15 protein-coding genes are annotated in these 17,514 nt (G+C 63.7%); 9 read left to right on the top strand and 6 right to left on the bottom strand.

All coding sequences use genetic code 11. The annotated features are described in order from the left end of the window. Positions 1–505: 505 nt before the first annotated feature. The 7 genes from G453_RS0108345 to G453_RS26180 all read left to right on the top strand — a co-directional run bounded on the left by G453_RS0108345 (position 506) and on the right by G453_RS26180 (position 7,399). On the top strand, positions 506–1,333 hold the full coding sequence (locus tag G453_RS0108345; protein WP_027190692.1) for a tetratricopeptide repeat protein: 828 nt from the start codon (positions 506–508) through the stop codon (positions 1,331–1,333). Continuing rightward, positions 1,333–1,980 carry an HDIG domain-containing metalloprotein gene (locus G453_RS23055; protein ID WP_051272028.1) on the top strand — a complete coding sequence of 216 codons (648 nt, stop codon included), beginning with the start codon at positions 1,333–1,335 and terminating at the stop codon, positions 1,978–1,980. Before G453_RS0108345 ends, G453_RS23055 begins: the two co-directional genes overlap by 1 nt. After that, on the top strand, positions 1,937–2,836 hold the full coding sequence (locus G453_RS0108335; protein ID WP_027190691.1) for a D-alanine--D-alanine ligase family protein: 900 nt from the start codon (positions 1,937–1,939) through the stop codon (positions 2,834–2,836). Before G453_RS23055 ends, G453_RS0108335 begins: the two co-directional genes overlap by 44 nt. Positions 2,837–2,939: 103 nt before the next feature. Further along, the gene (carA, locus tag G453_RS0108330) at positions 2,940–4,070 is read left to right on the top strand and encodes a glutamine-hydrolyzing carbamoyl-phosphate synthase small subunit (RefSeq protein WP_027190690.1); all 1,131 of its coding nucleotides are present in this window, start codon (positions 2,940–2,942) and stop codon (positions 4,068–4,070) included. 22 nt (positions 4,071–4,092) lie between these two features. Continuing rightward, complete coding sequence (locus G453_RS0108325; protein WP_027190689.1) at positions 4,093–4,899, top strand: tetratricopeptide repeat protein; 807 nt, start codon at positions 4,093–4,095, stop codon at positions 4,897–4,899. Positions 4,900–4,908: 9 nt separating this feature from the next. Then, positions 4,909–6,327, top strand: coding sequence for an FAD-binding protein (locus tag G453_RS23050; protein WP_043645033.1), 1,419 nt, complete (start codon positions 4,909–4,911; stop codon positions 6,325–6,327). Between the two features lie 196 nt (positions 6,328–6,523). Then, positions 6,524–7,399, top strand: coding sequence for a type 2 periplasmic-binding domain-containing protein (locus G453_RS26180; RefSeq protein ID WP_156920850.1), 876 nt, complete (start codon positions 6,524–6,526; stop codon positions 7,397–7,399). Here the strand turns inward: G453_RS26180 and pdxA are convergent. The 5 genes from pdxA to G453_RS0108290 form a co-directional block, all read right to left on the bottom strand. Beyond that, complete coding sequence (pdxA, locus tag G453_RS0108310) at positions 7,396–8,400, bottom strand: 4-hydroxythreonine-4-phosphate dehydrogenase PdxA (RefSeq protein WP_027190688.1); 1,005 nt, start codon at positions 8,398–8,400, stop codon at positions 7,396–7,398. The two genes, G453_RS26180 and pdxA, sit on opposite strands and share 4 nt — an antisense overlap. Before the next feature lie 159 nt (positions 8,401–8,559). After that, on the bottom strand, positions 8,560–10,458 hold the full coding sequence (gene glgB, locus G453_RS0108305) for a 1,4-alpha-glucan branching protein GlgB (RefSeq protein ID WP_027190687.1): 1,899 nt from the start codon (positions 10,456–10,458) through the stop codon (positions 8,560–8,562). A 125-nt stretch (positions 10,459–10,583) separates the two neighbouring features. After that, positions 10,584–10,784: a hypothetical protein gene (locus tag G453_RS0108300; protein WP_027190686.1), complete on the bottom strand. Its 201-nt coding sequence runs from the start codon at positions 10,782–10,784 to the stop codon at positions 10,584–10,586. A gap of 16 nt (positions 10,785–10,800) precedes the next feature. Further along, positions 10,801–12,258, bottom strand: coding sequence for a glycogen synthase GlgA (gene glgA, locus G453_RS0108295; protein ID WP_027190685.1), 1,458 nt, complete (start codon positions 12,256–12,258; stop codon positions 10,801–10,803). A 73-nt stretch (positions 12,259–12,331) separates the two neighbouring features. Continuing rightward, positions 12,332–12,814, bottom strand: coding sequence for an NUDIX domain-containing protein (locus tag G453_RS0108290; protein WP_027190684.1), 483 nt, complete (start codon positions 12,812–12,814; stop codon positions 12,332–12,334). Between the two features lie 118 nt (positions 12,815–12,932). Between G453_RS0108290 and G453_RS0108285 the strand changes: the two genes are divergently transcribed. Then, entirely contained in the window at positions 12,933–14,069 is a 1,137-nt protein-coding gene (locus G453_RS0108285; RefSeq protein ID WP_084502180.1) for a glycosyltransferase family 9 protein, read from the top strand. A gap of 993 nt (positions 14,070–15,062) precedes the next feature. Here G453_RS0108285 and G453_RS0108280 read toward each other — a convergent pair. Then, a complete protein-coding gene (locus tag G453_RS0108280) occupies positions 15,063–15,728 on the bottom strand; it encodes an L-threonylcarbamoyladenylate synthase (protein ID WP_027190682.1) in 666 nt (221 codons plus the stop codon). Between G453_RS0108280 and G453_RS23040 the strand changes: the two genes are divergently transcribed. Next, on the top strand, positions 15,727–17,376 hold the full coding sequence (locus tag G453_RS23040) for a glycosyltransferase family 2 protein (RefSeq protein WP_084502179.1): 1,650 nt from the start codon (positions 15,727–15,729) through the stop codon (positions 17,374–17,376). The two genes, G453_RS0108280 and G453_RS23040, sit on opposite strands and share 2 nt — an antisense overlap. The last annotated feature ends 138 nt before the right edge of the window (positions 17,377–17,514 follow it).

Raw genomic sequence — 17,514 nt, 5'->3', positions numbered from 1 at the left:
ACTCAGCAGAGAAAATTTTCGCAACAACAACTGCAACCTGAATGACAATTTGCGCAAGCAGACTAATCTATCGGCCAGTCCCCACGGTTGCGGACGCACAACCACTACAGGCGCTTCAGGGTTATAGCCATGCAGGAGAACTTTTCTGACCCGGGATGCTCCAGTAGCCCGGCGCATACTCTCCGGACCAACGGTCGCCCTACTGCATATTTGACACATCCCTCATCATTCACACCGTTTAGGGATACTTCGCCAGACCCCAGACTTTCGCTTTGCACATTATGCGCATCACCATCCGAGGCACTGCTGCATGTGCACTTTCCCAACGCAATATTTATCACCCGGTCACTAGTGGAAAGAAAACACAAGCAGACAGTCGTATCGAAAAGCCCATGGTGCAGTCTCCGCCTCCGAGAATCCGCTTGCCAAAGCGGACTCCCCATGCAATCATTTACATCCGATTGAAACAGGCATCATCTGCACATCAGACACTATTGGCGTCCCCATGCAAGAAAACAATCCGGACGAACTGATCCGTCAGGCCCGAAAGCACCTTCTCAATATCGTATCCATCCTCAAGGACGGAAAAATCGACAACGCCATCAAGACGGTGGTCTTCGCGCTCGTCGCCTACATCAAGCACGGAAACCTGCTCATCAAGCAGGAAAGAAAAGAATATCAGGAACTTCTGGAGAAAGCCGTCAACCTCATCAGCTTTGATCCGCTGGTGAAGGAAGTCAGCGAGGAACCGTTGGCGTATGTTCCCAAAAAGGAACTAGAACTGCTCGCCAGATTCCGGGACCTGCCGGGGCTCATCGATGCCAGCAAGCACCAGAAGAGCGAACTGGCGGAAGAGGCGCGCATCCAGGCCAAGGCCGAGCGCCTTGAAAAGGGCAGGCAGCTGCTGCAGCAGAAGTATTTCGACGGCGCAGTGGCGCACTTCAAACGCCTCTGCGAGGACTACCCTGGCGACAGCGCGCTTTTTGCCGAGATAGGCAAGCTCCTCTTCGACATCAACCACATCGAATGCATCACCTTCCTCGAGATGGCCGTGGCCGCCGACCCCGCCGACCACAAGAGCCTGGCCATGATGGGCGTGGCCTTCCGCAAGATAAAGAAATTCGACCAGGCCGAAGCCGCCTACATGGCCGCACTGGAAGTCGACAAGGACAACATCAACTACCTGTTCAACCTCTCGCGGGTGTACATCGACTCGGGCAACTGGGTGAAGGCCCAGGGCACGCTGCGTCGCGTCCTGGAGATAGACCCCAGCCTGGAACCGGCCAGGAAGGGCCTCGAATTCGCATCCCGCCACTGTCGGGACATGATGTGATGGCAGCCAGGCACCACCCCGCCCCCCCCTGGCAGCCCCTGCTGAACCTCGAGCCCCCGGTGCTTCCGAGCCCGGCATCGCTGCCGGATTCGCCTTCGGACATGCAGTGCTACGCGTTCTGGGACGAGTACGACATGCTCCCCCACATCCGCGAGCACAGCCTGGGCGTGGCCCGCGTGGCCACCAGCCTGGCCCTGGCCGCAGCGCGCGCGGGGCTCGACGTCGACGTGCAGACAGTGCGCGCCTCGGCCCTGCTCCACGACATCGCCAAGACCTACACCATCCGCCACGGCGGCAACCACAGCCAACTGGGCGGCGCGTGGATGCAGGAGCGCACCGGCAACCCGCTCCTGGCCATGGGCATCATCCATCACGTGCACTGGCCCTGGGACGTGGACGTGCGCGCCTATTTCCTGCCCATGGCCATCATCTACGGCGACAAGCGCGTGCGCCACGACACCGTTGTCACCCTTGACGAACGCTTCGATGATCTCTACTCCCGCTACGGCACCACCCAATACATCCGCGACCGGCTGGCGGAATCCAGGAGCCAGGCGGAAGCCATTGAAACGGCCCTGAGCCAAACCCTCGGGATGAATCTCCATGAAGATACTTTTGATAGCGGGCGGCTGGTCGAGCGAACGTGAGGTCTCGCTCTCGGGCGCGCGCCAGATCGAAGCGGCGCTTCTGAGCCTCGGTCACGACGTGACCCGCCTGGACCCCCTCGACCAATTCGACCGCATCACCGACACGGCCCGCGTCCACGACTTCGCCTTCCTGAACCTGCACGGCTCCCCCGGCGAAGACGGCCTGATCCAGGCCCTGCTCCACGCCGCCGGGTGCCCCTACCAGGGCAGCCAGCCCGAGGCATCCTTCCTGGCGCTCAACAAGGCCGCTTCCAAGCAGGTGTTCCGCGCGGGAGGACTCGTCACCGCAGACTGGGAGCTGCTGGTTGAGCGGCCCGCGCCCGGCTGGCGGCCGTCTTTCGGCCTGCCCGCCTACTTCAAGCCCAACAACGGCGGGTCGAGCCTGGGCATGAGCTTCGTCAGCACCGAGGCCCAACTCGGCCCTGCGCTGGACGCGGCTTTCGCCGAAGGCCGCGAGGTGCTGGCCGAACCGGCGCTTTCCGGCCTGGAGGTAACCTGCGCGGTGCTGGGTGAGGAAGCCCTGCCGCCCATCCTCATAAAGCCCAAGACCGGGGCCTTCTTCGACTACCAGAGCAAATACGTGAAGGACGCCGCCGAGGAGATCTGCCCCGCCCCGCTGCCCGAGCCGGTGCTGGACGCGGTGCGCCGCTCCGCCCTGGCCGCGCACAAATTGCTGGGGTGCTCGGGATATTCGCGCGCGGATTTCATCCTCACCGGCGAGACTCCCGTGCTGCTGGAGGTGAACACCCTCCCCGGCATGACGGCCACGAGTCTCCTGCCCAGGGCGGCGGCCACGGCGGGGCTCGATTTTCCGGCCCTCATCGCCCGGCTGATCGAACTTGGCATGAGCAGATAATCTGGCCACAACAGGACTGGACGAACAGGGGTCCGGCATTATACACAGCCGACCCGGCTGAGCCTGCCATATCACGGCCGCGCACGCGGCGTCTGGAGCATCAATGAAAGCTTTTCTCGCCCTTGAAGACGGCGCCTGGTTCGAAGGCACGTCGTTCACCGGACCCGGCCGCGCCGGAGGAGAGGTCATCTTCAACACCGGCATGACCGGTTACCAGGAAGTCCTCACCGACCCCTCCTACGTCGGCCAGATGGTCTGCATGACATATCCCCACATCGGCAACTACGGCGTCAACCTTGAAGACGTCGAATCCGACCGCGTCCGCGTCGAGGCCTTCATCGTCAAGGAATGCTGCAAGCAGCCTTCCAACTGGCGCTCCAAGGAGACCCTGCCCGACTACCTGCGCCGCCACAACGTCGCGGGCATCGAGGGCATCGACACCCGCGCCCTGACCCGCCACCTGCGCCTGCACGGCGCGCAGCGCGGCATCATCTCCACCGAATGCAAGGACCCCGCCGACTTGGTGAAGCAGGCCCGCGAGCTGCCCCCCATGGAAGGCCTGGACCTGGCGGGCGGAGTCACCCCCAAAGAGCCCTACGTCTGGGACGGCAAAGCCCCCAAAAAGGTGGCGCTGAACCCCGACGGCTCCTACACCTGGACCGGAACCGGCCCCCGCGTGGTGGCCTTCGACTGCGGCATCAAGTGGAACATCCTTAGGCTCCTGGTGGCTGAAGGGCTTGATCTGCTGGTGGTGCCCGCCTTCTTCACCGCCGAGCAGGTCAGGAAGTTGAACCCCGAGTCCATCTTCCTGTCCAGCGGCCCCGGCGACCCGGCGGCGCTCACCGACATGGTGCAGGCCACCAGCCTCCTGATGCACGACTACCCCACCGCAGGGATCTGCCTGGGACATCAGCTGTTGGGTCTGGCGCTGGGCGGCAAGACCTACAAGCTCAAGTTCGGCCATCACGGCCTGAACCATCCGGTGAAGGAACTCGCCACCGGGCATATCGAGATATCTTCACAGAACCACGGTTTCTGCGTTGACATCAACACCCTCTCCGATGTTGAAATGACTCACGTAAACCTGAACGACAACACGCTGGAAGGCTTCGCGCACACCAAGAAGCCCATCATCGCCATCCAGTACCACCCCGAAGCGGGACCCGGCCCCCACGACAGCCGCTCCTTCTTCAAACGGTACCGGGAGATGCTGCGCAGGGAACTGGGCCGCTAGTCAAATCCTTCGGAGGTGGTTGATGTCCGCAGAGCTCACCAAGGCCAGGAAGCAGATCACCCAGGTAAACACCTACCTCAAGCAGGGCAAACCGCATCCGGCGGTCAATGCCCTGTGCGAGGCGGTGCTGGCCATGCTCAAGGCCCAGCTCATGAAGGCCGAGCGGGACGAATTCGCCACGCTGATCCAACAGGCCGTCTACCAGCTGAACAACAACAAGGAACTGCGGACACTCTATCCGCTGGTGATCCCCTACACTCCGGGCGAGGAAAAAGCCCTCCTGGAGATCGTGCGCGAGCTGCTGCGCGAACTCCAGACCAACACCGTGGACGAGGCCAAGGGCACCATCGAGGGACGCCAGCAGAGGCGCGCCGAGGGCCTGAACACCGGTCGCGACCAGCTCGAGCGCAAGGAAATCCCCGCTGCGCGAAAGACCTTCAGCAGCCTGGTGCGCGAGTTCCCCAACGACTCCGACCTGCGCGCCGAGATCGCCGAACTGTTCATGCAGTCCGAGCTCTACGAGGACGCCTTCAAGTACCTGGACGAAGCGCTGGGCCTCTCCCCGGACCAGCTGCACCTCTACAACCGCATCGGCATCGTTCTTCGAAAACTAGGCCAGTACGACGTGGGCGAGAAGTATTTCATGCGCGCCGTCAACTACGCCAAGGAAGACCCCAACCTCTATTTCAATCTGGGCCGCCTCTACATCGACTGGGAAAAGTTCGACAAGGTGGAGAAGGCAGCCAGGATCGCCCTCAAGCTCAATCCCGATTTCCAGGAAGCTGGCAAGATGCTCACCTTCGCCCTCAAGAAGCAGGGCAAGCTGTAAGAGACCGCCATGCCGCCCGAATCGGTCGATGTTCTGATCCTCGGGGCAGGACTGGCCGGGCTTCGGGCCGCGCTCTCCTGCCTTGAATCCTCCCCCGGCCTTCGCGTGCTGGTCGCCAGCGCGACAGGCGCTCCCTCCGGTTCCTCCTTCGCCAACCAGAACAACGCCCTGGGCATGCACGTCTGCTTGAACGACGCAGAGCGCGACTCATATGTCCGCGAGGTCCTGGACCTGAACCGGGGCGCGCGTCTCTCGCCCGAGCTGCTGGCCGTCCAGGCCCGGGAGGGGGAAGCCCGCCTGCAAGACCTCGTCGCTCTCGGCCTGAACTTCACCCGCGACGACTCCGGCAGCCTGCTCGGGCACTCATCCTGCTTCTCGCCGCAATCGCGCCGGGCGTTCGTGTTCACCGGACTGGCCGGGGCCTTCGCCTGCTTCAAGGCGCGCCTGGATGCGCTGGGCTGCCTGTTCGCGCCGGGATGGCTGGCTGCGTCCATCGCAGCGGACCAAGGAATGGCGTCCGGCGCATTCCTGGTCCCGCGCGATGGAGGTCCGCCGGTGTTCGTGGCCGCCAAAGCCGTTATCGTCGCGCTCGGCGGTCCCGGCAGGCTCTTCGCCCATTCCATGGCAGGCCCCGGAACGCCCGGCTACAGCCACGGACTGCTGGCCCACGCCGGAGCCGCCATGGCCAACCTGGGCTTTCTCCAGTTCATGTGGGCCACCGTGCCGGGCAAGACCTTCTGGCAACCCGCCGCGCTGAGCGCTGGCGGCTATCGGCTGGTTCTGCCTGACGGGCGCGACGTTCCGGTGGAAAGGCTTGTGCCCGACCTGCCCGTGCTCTGTTCCAGCCGCGCGGGGCATTGCCCCTTCGCCTACGGCCTGGAGGATTCAGCCCTGGACCTCGCCCTGGCGAGCGGCCTGGACGAATCCGGCATCGTCCGGCTCATCCAGCCGGACGGCGCGCCCCTGCATGTGGCCCCCATGGCCCACGCCAGCAACGGCGGAGCCGTCATCGACGAGCACGGACAGACCAGCATCCCCGGCTTGCTGGCCTGCGGGGAGTGCGCCACGGGCATGCACGGCGCGAACCGCATCGGGGGCGGCATGGTGCTGGCCGCGCAGGTGTTCGGGCACCGGGCCGGACGACGCGCCGCCCGGATCGCACGGGACAGCGACGCGTCCGGCGCTTCCCATGCCGGGCGGGCAACACTCCTGCGGGGTTTCGCAGAGGATTCAACGGAACGGACGGAGGGCCTGGACTGGCTGGCAACGGGCCTGTCGCTCCACGCCGTGCTGGGCGGACGGCCCGGTTGCGCATTGTTCGCGCTTGAAGTGCGTCGTCGCCTGGAAGAAGCGCGGGACTGGCGGCTCCGGCTGAGCCTGGAAACCGGGCTGGGCATCGCAAGCAACCTCCCTGCCGAGGGTTCGTGAATATTCCTTGCTGCAACGCTGCCGCAACAACATCATAAATCACGCTCTCATCTGGGATTTCCGGCATACAATGCGCCGGGAGAAGATGTTGAACGGCCAAACAATGCCTTGGCGCACCACTGGTATTCGAGTAAGCTGCATTGCGCCCGCTCCACGGGCCACCACCATAAGCTTCCCCACCGGAGAAGGCTGCGGAATGAGACGGTTAACAACAGCACTGTATGTCCTCCTGGCCTTTATGGCTCCATTGCGCGTCCAGGCCGAACCGGTCCAGATCACAGTCCACTCGGGCGAGCATCTGGAATTTGCCCGCGAGCTGTGCCGGGCGGCTCTGAAGGCGGCAGGCATGGAGGCAAGCTTCGCATACTTCCCCCCGGCCCAGAACAAGCGCCTCTACGCTGAACTCGCCAGCGGGAACCTGGCCGTTGCCTTCGTTCCGCCAGACGAGGGCACTGACGCCCTTGAAAAACAGGGACTGATCAGCGCAATCAGGGTTCCTTTGGAAAGGGGCCTGCTGGGCTACCGGATATGCCTGGTACGCGACGAAGACGCGGACTTGCTGGGAAACGTCAGGAACGCCGAAGACCTGAAAAAAATACGCATCGGCCAAGGGATCGGGTGGGGAGACATCGCCGTGTACCGCAACGCCGGAATCGATGTGGTTGAAGCCCCCTTCAATTCCCTATCGGACCCGGTGAAAGCCCTGGCATCCGGACACTTCGACGCCCTGCCCCTGGGCGTGAACGAATACCAACTCTTTCTTCAGGCATACAACAAGGAGGCATCTGGCATAACGGCGGACAGGCACATCGTCATCAGCTATCCGTGGTTCCGCTATGTCTGGGTCTCGACTGCGGCCAAGGACTCGAAACTGCTGCTGGAGGCCCTGGACAAGGGGTTCGGCATCATCGCCGCCAACGGCGAATTCGTCGCCATCTACGAGAGGTACAAAGACGCTGAACCCAGAAAGCACCTGGTGGGCAGAAGGACCATCCACCTGCAAAGCCCCTACAGCACCGACGACGACATCGACCCGAGGTTCAGGCACCTCATCATACGCACGCCTCGCTAGCCCCCTGGCATCAACCTGTGCGCCAGCTCCAGGGCCGCCAGGAAGCTCCCCATGTCCGCCGTGTCCCTGCCCACCAGATCGTAGCCCGTGCCGTGGTCCACGCTGGTGCGCACGAAGGGCAGCCCCAACGTCACGTTCACGGCCTCGCCGAAGTGCACCAGCTTCAAAGGCCCGAGCCCCTGGTCGTGGTACATGGCCAGCACGGCGGGGAACTCGCCGTCGTAGGCCCGCCTGAACACCGTGTCCGCCGGGAACGGTCCGGCAACGGCCAGCCCTTCGGACCGGGCCTGCTCGATGGCCGGAACGATCACCCGCACCTCCTCGTCACCGATCCTGCCGGACTCCCCGGCGTGGGGATTCAGGCCGCACACGGCCACCGGGCCGGACAGGCCCAGCGCCCTGACGTACCCGGAGGTCAGCCGCAGGCAATGCAGGATCTTGGAAGCCGTGACCAGTTCCGGCACCTGCCGCAACGGCGGATGCGTGGTGACGAGGCTCACCCGCAGCTTCGGGCCGCACAGATGCATGCACACGCCGTCCGGGCCGACGCCCGCCCGCTCCGCCAGGAATTCCGTATGCCCCGGGAAGTCGAACCCGGCTTCATGGAGACCGGCCTTGTTCAGCGGGCAGGTCATGACGGCCTGGGCTTGCCCTGGTTGGCCATTCTCGCCCAACAACAGGTCGCAGGCCAGCGACAGCGTCAGTCCGGCGGCCAGCCCGCCGGACGCCGAAAATTCGCCCGGCCTGGGCGTGAAGTCCTGAAGCCCGTCCGGTTCCATCAGGAATAGCCCCGGTTGAGCATCCTCAGGCAACGCGCCGTGAGGGATGCGGGTCCAGGGCGCGCCGATGCCCGTGCGCCCGGCATGAGCCGCCAGGGAGGACTCCGGCCCGAGGATCACCAGGCGTTCGGAAATATGCGGCTTGGAAGCCAGCCAGCGGCACATGAGTTCCGGGCCGAGCCCGTTGGGGTCGCCAAGGGTGAGGAGGAGTGTCCGTGTCATGGGAGGGAACTAGCGCTTCGGGCAGGCCAAGGCAACCCGCCGACGCGCGCGGGAGTCCAGAGTTCTCTATGCTGCCTGGGCGGCGCGCCGTTTCGGCGAGCATACAGCCGCCCAGGCGTCAGACCGGGAGCCCCCTCCCCTGGCCGGACAGGCGGCCGGTTATTCGGCCTTGAAATACAGCGCGCCCAGAGGCGGGAGCGTCAGGGAGACGTAATAGGGCCACAGGCCGATCTCAGCCGGACGCGCCTGCACTCCGCCGCCGTTGCCCACGCCTGAGCCGCCGTATTCCGGGGCGTCGGAGTTGAACACCTCGCGCCAGTAGCCGTCGTGGCGGCTGCCCAGGGCGTAGTGGTGCCGCGTAACAGGGGTGAAGTTGTACACACACATGAGCTGCGAGCCGTCCTTGGCCTTTCGCAGGAAGCTGATCACCGAGGACTGGTAGTCCGTGAGGTCGATCCACTCGAAGCCGCTCCACTCGTTGTCCATCTGATGCAGGGCCGGTTCGGCCTTCAGCAGGCGGTTCAGGTCGCGCACGGCGCGCACCACGCCCTGATGGTTGGGAAACTCCAGAAGCGCCCAGTCCAGCGGTTCGCGGCTGGACCACTCGCGCCACTGGGCGAACTCGCCGCCCATGAACAGGAGCTTCTTGCCGGGATGGCCCCACATGTAGCTCAGGAAGCAGCGCAGGTTGGCGAATTTCTGCCAGTCGTCGCCGGGCATCTTGGAGATCAGCGCGCCCTTCCCGTGCGTCACCTCGTCATGGGACATGGGCAGGATGAAGTTCTCGTGGAAGGCGTAGAGCATGGAGAAGGTCAGGGTGTTCTGGTGGTAGCCGCGAAACACCGGATCTTTCGCGAAGTAGTCCAGGGTGTCGTTCATCCAGCCCATGTTCCACTTGAAGGTGAAGCCCAGGCCCCCGGCGTACACGGGGCGCGACACCCCCGCCCAGGAGGTGGACTCCTCGGCGGCCATGATGGCACCCGGATAGCGCTTGTGCACCACGGTGTTCAGGTCGCGCAGGAAGGACACGGCCTCCAGGTTCTCGTTGCCGCCGTGGACGTTGGGCACCCATTCGCCTTCCTTGCGGGAGTAATCGAGGTAGAGCATGGAGGCCACGGCGTCGATGCGCAGGCCGTCGATGTGGAACTCCTCCAGCCAGTACAGGGCGTTGGCCAGCAGGAAGTTGCGCACCTCGTGGCGCGAGTAGTTGAACACGAAGGTGCCCCAGTCGGGGTGCTCGCCCTGGCGCGGGTCGGAGTGCTCGTACAGGGCGGTGCCGTCGAAGCGGCCCAGCGCCCAGGAATCCTTGGGGAAGTGGCCGGGGACCCAGTCCAGCAATACGGAAAGACCGGCCTGATGGCAGCGGTCCACGAAATACTTGAAGTCTTCGGGAGCGCCGAAGCGCGAGGTGGGCGCGAAGTAGTGCCCGGTCTGGTAGCCCCAGGATTCGTCCAGGGGGTGCTCGGCCACGGGCATCAGTTGGATGTGGGTGAAGCCCAGGTCCGTGAGGTAGGGGATCAGCTGGTCGGCCAGATCATGGTAGGACAAAAAATCGCCGTAGTACGGCCCCTTCCAGCGCCAGGAGCCGGGATGCAGCTCGTAGATGCTGACGGGCTTGTCCAGGGGCAGGCCGGACCTGGCCCGGCGTTCCATCCAGTCGCCGTCGCCCCACTCGTGCCCGCCAAGGCCCCAGGCCACGGACGCCGTGCCAGGGCGCAGCTCGGCGTAAAAGGAGTAGGGGTCGGTCTTCACGTGGACGTGGCCGTCCTTGCCGCGCACCGCGAACTTGTAGAGCTGCCCGCGCGCGACGCCCGCAACAAAACCGGCCCAGATGCCGGACACGCCCACGGGATGCAGGGGAGTGGCGCCGTAGTGCCAGCCGTTCCAGTCTCCCAGCACACTCACCTCATCTGCGTCCGGAGCCCAGACGGCGAAGCGGAAGCCCTCCGCGCCGTCCAGCTGGTGCGGGTGCGCGCCGAGGATGCGGTAGATGTCCCAGTGTTCGCCCCGTCCGAAGAGATACAGATCGAAGGGGGGGATGGTGATGGGGGTGCTCAGGACGGCCTCCGGTGTTTTCTGGTGTAGCGTCCTCGAAGTGGCTGGAAACGACGCGTGAGGCCGTCCGAAGAACTCAACGTTACATGATGTTGAAAAACAGCCCCCTGTCTTTCAACGTGGCGAAACTAGTTGGTCTTCGCGGCGAGTTTGACGCAGTCGGCCTGGAACAGGCATTCGCCCTGGTCGCAGTGGCCGTCCACGGCTCTGGCAAAGCAGTCGAAGTTGCCCTCGGTGAGCTGAATCATGCGGATGGCGTCCACTTTGCCCATTTTGCCGATTTTGGCGCCCTTCTCTCTGGCCAGCTGGCGGATCTGCTGCATGTTCATGTCGTCCTCCAAAGGTTTACACGTCGATGCCGAGTTCCCTGTAGACTTCAAGATAATGGGCAGCAGAACGCTCCCAGGAATAGTCGGTGTGCATGGCCCGCTGCCTGATAAGCTCCCACTCGGCGGGCCGGTCGAACACGTCCACGGCCTGACGGATGCTTTGCAGGAAGGCGTCCGCAGTGGCCTCGGGGAAGGTGAAGCCGTTGCACTCGGGGTGCGGGTAGGCGACGATGGTGTCCGAGAGCCCGCCCAGGTTGGTGGCCACGGGCGGCGTGCCGAAGCGCAGGGCGTAGATCTGGGTCAGGCCGCAAGGCTCGTAGCGAGACGGCATCAGGAACACGTCCGAGGCGGCCTGGATGCGGTGCGCCAGGTCCTCGGTGTAGCCCACCCGAACGGCCAGCTTGCCGGGGTAGGTTTCCATGAGCTCCATGAGCTGGGCCTCGAACTCCAGGTTGCCCTCGCCCAGCACCACGACTCCCAGGTCCATCTCCATGAGCTGGGGCAGGATGTCGATCAAAAGGTCGATGCCCTTCTGCCTGCGCAGACGCCCGATGAAGCCCAGGATCGGCCTGTCGCCAAGGCGCGGGTCCATGTCGAGCTCGGCCAGCAGGCTCTCCTTGCAGTTGGCCTTCCCGGTCAGGTCGTCCGGCGAGTAGGTGCAGGGCAGGTAGCGATCGTTGCCGGGATCCCACACGGAGTAGTCCGCGCCGTTCAGGATGCCGCGCAGGCTGGCCCGGCGCTTGGAGAGAATGCCCTCCAGGCCGCAGCCGAACTCGGTGGTAAGAATTTCGCGCGCGTAGGTGGGGCTGACCGTGGTGACCAGGTCGGAATAGGCGATGCCGGCCTTCAGCAGGTTGAAGTCACCCCAGAATTCCACGCCGTCCATGCCCCAGGATTCCGCAGGCAGGCCGCTGTCCGCGAACAGGCGCGAAGCGAACCGGCCCTGGAAGGCCAGGTTGTGGATGGTGAGCATGGTTTTGGTGTCGCGCCAGAAGGGATCGATGCCCCGCCAGAAGTGCATGAAGGCCGGAACAAGCGCGGCCTGCCAGTCGTGCACGTGGATCAGTCGCGGGGCCATGTCCATGCGCCTGGCCCATTCCAGGCAGGCGCGGCAGAAGAAGATGAAGCGCTCGCAGTTGTCGAAATAGTCGCCTTCGTGGGTGTTGTAATAGAAGCGGCGGTCGAAATACTCGCCGCGCTGGATGAAGTACACGGGCAGGCCATGGTAGTCGGCCATGTAGATCTCGGCGGTGATCGGAGCCCACGGATACCCCACGGGAAGACGCGAGGTGATAAGGCGCAGCTTGAATTCCCCGGTGCTCAGCCTTCCATAGAACGGGGTGATCACGGCAACGTCCGCGCCCATCTTGCGAAGCGTCAGCGGCAACGCCCCCAGGACGTCTCCAAGACCGCCGGTCTTGGAGAAAGGATATATTTCCGAGGCTATGAAGACTATCTTGTGGTGAAATGCCATCCGACTCCCCGTCCGGTTTTGCGTTTGCCTACCACAATAAAACCCGGCAAGCATTACGATCCGGTGAAATGCTTTACGGTCGTGTCCCGCTTTCACCGTTCAATCGCCCGAATAATCGAGCATAATCCGCCATAATTTTCTCATGATCGAAAACAAGGGGGCGCGGCAGTTCGTCCAGGGAGAAAATCGCCGCGTTCAGGGCGTCGTCGCCCGCGCCGAGCTTCGAGGCGTCCAGGGGCTGGGCCGTGAAAACCACGCTCATGGTGTGTTTGCGGGCGTCGCGCTTGGGGTCGGAATACACTCCAAGAAGGCCGGTGAGCTCCACCTCCAGCCCTGTTTCCTCCAGCGCTTCCCGCACGGCCGCGTTCTCCACCGTCTCGCCGTAATCCACGAAACCGCCGGGGAGCGCCCAGCCGAACGGGATGTTCTTGCGCTCGATCAGTACTACCTTGCGGCCAGGACAAGCAATGATGATATCAACCGTGGGCGTCGGATTTCTATATGTTTGCAAAGGCCGCCCGCAGAGTTCGCAAATCGCCGGGGTCTGGGTGTCCATGCTCCTGTGGCCTTGTTCGCGAGTAGCATATATACCCCCGGAAGCAGCCGGAACAACCGCCAGTCCAGGGTTCGTGGGGGTTTACACCCTGGCTGGCGCGAAACAAAGAGACATTTGAATGAAATCTATACCCACATGCCCCCAAACTGACAAGGTGATTCTCATTCATCACGGAGCATTGGGGGACTTCCTAACCGTGTGGCCGTGCGCGCTGGCGCTCAGCCGGGCATTTCCGGACAGCGACCTCTGCTGGGCCGGTGCGGCAGACAGGCTTCAATGGCTTGAGCCGCTTGGATTTTCCTCCTGCCCCGCCCCCATGCGGAAAGGGCTGGACCGCCTGCACGGGGCAGACGCATGGCCGCAGGAACTCGAAGGCTCCCTGACGCTGTGGTTCGTGCTGGACCGCGTGCCGGAGGTCCCTGCAGGCCCTTGCTGCCGGTTCCTGAAGGCGCTTCCAACGCGGGAGTCAGCCGCTGCCGAGGGACAAGCCTCCCGCGATTCGCATCCGGAGACTTCCACGCGACAAGGCGTGGACGCCAACTTCGGCCGGAACATCATAGGAAATTGCCGTGAGCCGTATCATGGCGTCCCGCTCCTCGGGAGTCCCGGCAAGAGCTTGCACGTGCGCGACGCATACGCGCGTGGGCTCGCAAGCCTGGGCATACCGGCAGTTTCCGGCTGGCTGGACGAATTTCGAAAGCTCTTCGCGGCGCACAGGCACCCCGGCAGGCAGGTGCTGCTCTTTCCCGGAGCTGGGCATCCGGGCAAGCAGTGGCCCCTGGTTCAATTTTTTCGACTGGCCGACATGATCCGCGCCAAAGGCCTGGAGCCGCTGTTCGTGCTCGGCCCTGCGGAACTGGAGCGCGGCCTGCTTCCCGAGGGTCAGCCCCATGCATCGCCGGAGAATCTGCATGCCCTCTCAGGGCTCATGCTTTCGGCCAGGGCGGTTGTGGGCGCGGACACCGGTCCCATGCACCTGGCCGGGATGCTGGGCGTTCCCGGCGTGTCCCTGTTCGGACCGACGGACTCGGGCGTATGGGGGCCTGTGGACATGCAGGAAATAAACCTGGGTCTTGACTGCAGCCCGTGCACTGCCGCCTGCGTCGATCTGGATTGCCAGGAGCCGCGCTGCATGCGGGACATCCCGGCGGAGCGTGTGATGGTGGATCTGGAAGAGGTACTCGCCAAACGCAAAAACGGCTTTCAAGACCCTGGTTTTCTTGAAAGCCGTTTTTGGCAAAAGGAGGAAGAATGAAACAGATAAAGCAAGGACCGGGCCAACTCGAAAACAACTTGAAAAATAAAAAACAACACCTCGAATTAAAACAATATTACCTCAACTATCCTCCTATCCAATCACACCTCGACAGTATAAAAACTTGAACAACCAAACCGCTCCCAGCCTATGCGCCCATTCAGGGTATAAGAACTTTTACGAGGAAGGCTTCTGAAATCACTGTTCAGGAGGCGTTTTCCGGGGCAGGTCGGCCACTGCCCCACGAACGCTGATGTGATTTCCTTGTCGTGATGGGCCGCCCCGCTCGTCCGGGCGGCATTTCGACCATCGAATGTCCTCGGGAATCCGTGACATCATGAATCATCAGGCTCCTGAACGATCAGGCCAGCGGCGCTGGTATAAGAACTTATACTTCGGCATTCTAGGCAGTTGGAGCAGACACGTCCCCTGTGAAGCGCATATTTCTCGTTCACGGGGACTGGGAAGCGCCCCTGGTGCGCCTCTCCCCGCCTTTCTGCGTTCTGAATCGAGGAAGTTTCCGGAAAGGCGTAGTCCTTGGGAACATCTGCACGGCACTCCAGGCTGAGTCCGTATTGCATGACCGCCCTACGGCTGTGTCCGAGGAGAATCCATGTGCGATGGAAAGATCACAATGCCCATGCCACGCAGCGCGCCTTGATCGCCGCAATGATCGTGGCTGCTATGCGGCGCAGTCGACGCGTCGGTTGTTATGCTGTCTTGGGGATTTGAAGAAAGGCTTTGGAAATGCGAAACCGGCTTTCAAGACCCTGGTATTTCTTGAAAGCCGGCTTTGGCAAAAGGAGGAAGAATGAAACAGATAAAGCAAGGACCGGGCCAACTCGTCAAAATAAGCAAATTAAACACATAACACACTAAAATAACAAACCTTTATCTTGAGCAAACTCTTCCTCGAACACGCCAAAACCGTATAAAAACTTGAACGGACCCGGCCCCACCCCGCCCATGCCCCCATCCGGGGTATAAATACTTTTACGACTCCAGCACCACCAGGAAGCCCGCACGCTCCAGCGCCTCCAAAGGCACAGCCCCCAGGCGGTACACGTACACCTCGCGCCCGCCTCGCGGACGGACAACCGTGGAAGCCAGGCCCCCCGCCGGGCGCGGATCACCCTTCAGCACGTAATCAGACCCCATGCACACGGCGGGGCTCAGGCGCGACAGCTCGCTCACGGCCGGGTCGCCGCTGACGTTGGCGCTGGTGGCCGCCAGGGGGGTGCCGGTCTTCAGGCAGAGTTCGCGAGCCTGGGGATGGGGCGTCTGGCGAACAGACACGCACCCGCGAGCGTCCAGCAGCGGCGTTGGCAGGTCCTTGCGGGCAGGAACGATGATCGAGAGCGACCCCGGCCAAAAAAGGTCCATAAGCTCCATGGCGCTCTCGAAGCCTGGCCAGGAGGCGGCGTCCGGGTCCATCACCTGGGTCAGCTGGCTGCGGTCGCCGATGATGACCGGCAGCGGCTTGGAACGCGGCCTGCCCTTGATGGCGTTCACCCGCTCCAGCGCCTTGGCGCTTCCCACCGAGGCCCCCAGCGCGTAGAAGGTCTCCGTGGGATAGACGATGCACCCGCCCCCGATGATGGCCAGAACCGCGCGGTCCAGCTGAGATTCCGGGGAACCTGTTACCGTATCACACACCATGAGCAACTCCTCCCCTGACGTTATGGGCTTTTTCCCCGAGTTCGATCCGCGCAATCTGGCGAACCTGGCCGGACCGCTGCCCACCTGGGCGCTCTCCACGGAAAGCTCCTGGCAGCAATGGGGGCTGGCCGAAGGGATAGTTCGGGGAGCCCCCGGCAATCAAGTGCTGATATCGGCTGCGGCGGGGATTCTTTCCTGGTCCTGGCAGGAGCGCCCCCTGCACGCCCCGACCCTGGCTCTTCTCATCACCCTGGACGCGCAGCTTGGATTTCTTTCACCCGATAACCGCGCCTACCTGCTGGCCCTGAAAAAGCGCCTGCGCCCCCTGCCCCCGAACCCGACCTGGGAGGCCCTCGTGGCCGAAGGCGACGCGGCATCCGCCAGCGCATTCCTGGAGCAGGCCGTGGCCGGACAGAACGGCGCGTCCTGGCTGGACGAGGCCTGGGAGCAGCTCGTGCGCCTGACCGACAGAGACAAGGCCGCAGCCCTCGTCAGCGCAGGTTCCGGCGACCCGGTTCTGGCGGAGCGCCTGCTGGCTGAGCTGGACGCGCACCACGGCGTTTCCGCCGACAGCGACGAGACTTCCGGGGCCGCCTCGCCGTTCGCGCCCTGGCAATGCTACATGGCCGGGCGCAGGGCATTCCAGACGGATCGCCCCGCAGCAGCCCAACACTGGAAGCGCCTTCAGGCGGCCATGCCCTGGAACGCGAACCTCACCCTGCTGCTCTGGGACACGCTCAACATCGCGCCGCACGCGCCCCTGCCGCAGGAGCGCACCGCCATCCTGGCCTACTCCTGGAACAAGGCGGAGCTTATCATCCAGACTCTTGAAAGCGTCTTCGCCTCGGACATCGGGGACAACCCGGTGTTTGTGCTGGACAACGGCTCCACCGACGAAACGCCCCAGGCCGTGCGCGCCGCCTGCGACCGCTTCGGCGCGGACCGTCTGCACGTGGTGACCCTGCCCGTGAACGTGGGCGCGCCCGCCGCGCGCAACTGGCTGCTCTCGCTGCCCGAGGTCCGGGCCTGCCGCTTCGCCGCCTTCCTGGACGACGACGTGCTCCTGCCGCGCGACTGGCTGGCAAAATTATTGAACGCAGCCCTGCGCCACCCCGAGTGCGGCACCGTGGGCTGCTCCATCCGCGACCACGAGCACCCGCACGCCCTGCAATCCGCAGACTACCACCTGCTGCACCGCCTGCCCGGCGAAGCTGGCCAGGAACCCGGCGACCGGCTGCGCGTCTTCAACAACTGCACCGGCACCCTGGATAGCGGCCTGTTCGCCTACGAGCGTCCATGTCTGTCGGTTTCCGGCTGCTGCCACCTGCTGGACGTGTCGCTGCTGGACTCGGTGGGCGTGTTCGACGTGCGCTTCACCCCCACCCAGTTCGACGACCTGGACCGCGACATCCGCTCGTTCCTGGCCGGACGCCCCTGTCTGTACGCCGGGCATCTGTCCATCGACCACGTGCAGCGTTCCAGCCTGCGACAGGCCTCGTCGCCCGCGCAGGTGGCCCACATCCTGGGCAACAAGATCAAGCTGGAAGCCAAGTATGACGACAGGCAGATCGACGACATGGTGAAGAAGAATTTGGAGATGGTCTGGCGGGATTTGCTTACGAAGCAGGCAGCGCTGGCGCAAGAATAGCGGGGCTCCGTCCGCGCCTAGCCGGGCTCCGCCCGGACCCGCAAGGGCTCCGCCCTTGACCCGCCAGGGGGATGATCCCCCTGGACCCTCAACAGCTTCGCGGGATTCGTGAGCTATTCTCACGAATCCCGCGAATTT

Origin of the sequence: Fundidesulfovibrio putealis DSM 16056, assembly GCF_000429325.1 — a bacterium.
Classification (GTDB): domain Bacteria; phylum Desulfobacterota; class Desulfovibrionia; order Desulfovibrionales; family Desulfovibrionaceae; genus Fundidesulfovibrio; species Fundidesulfovibrio putealis.
This window is presented reverse-complemented; position numbering and strand designations above follow the sequence as displayed.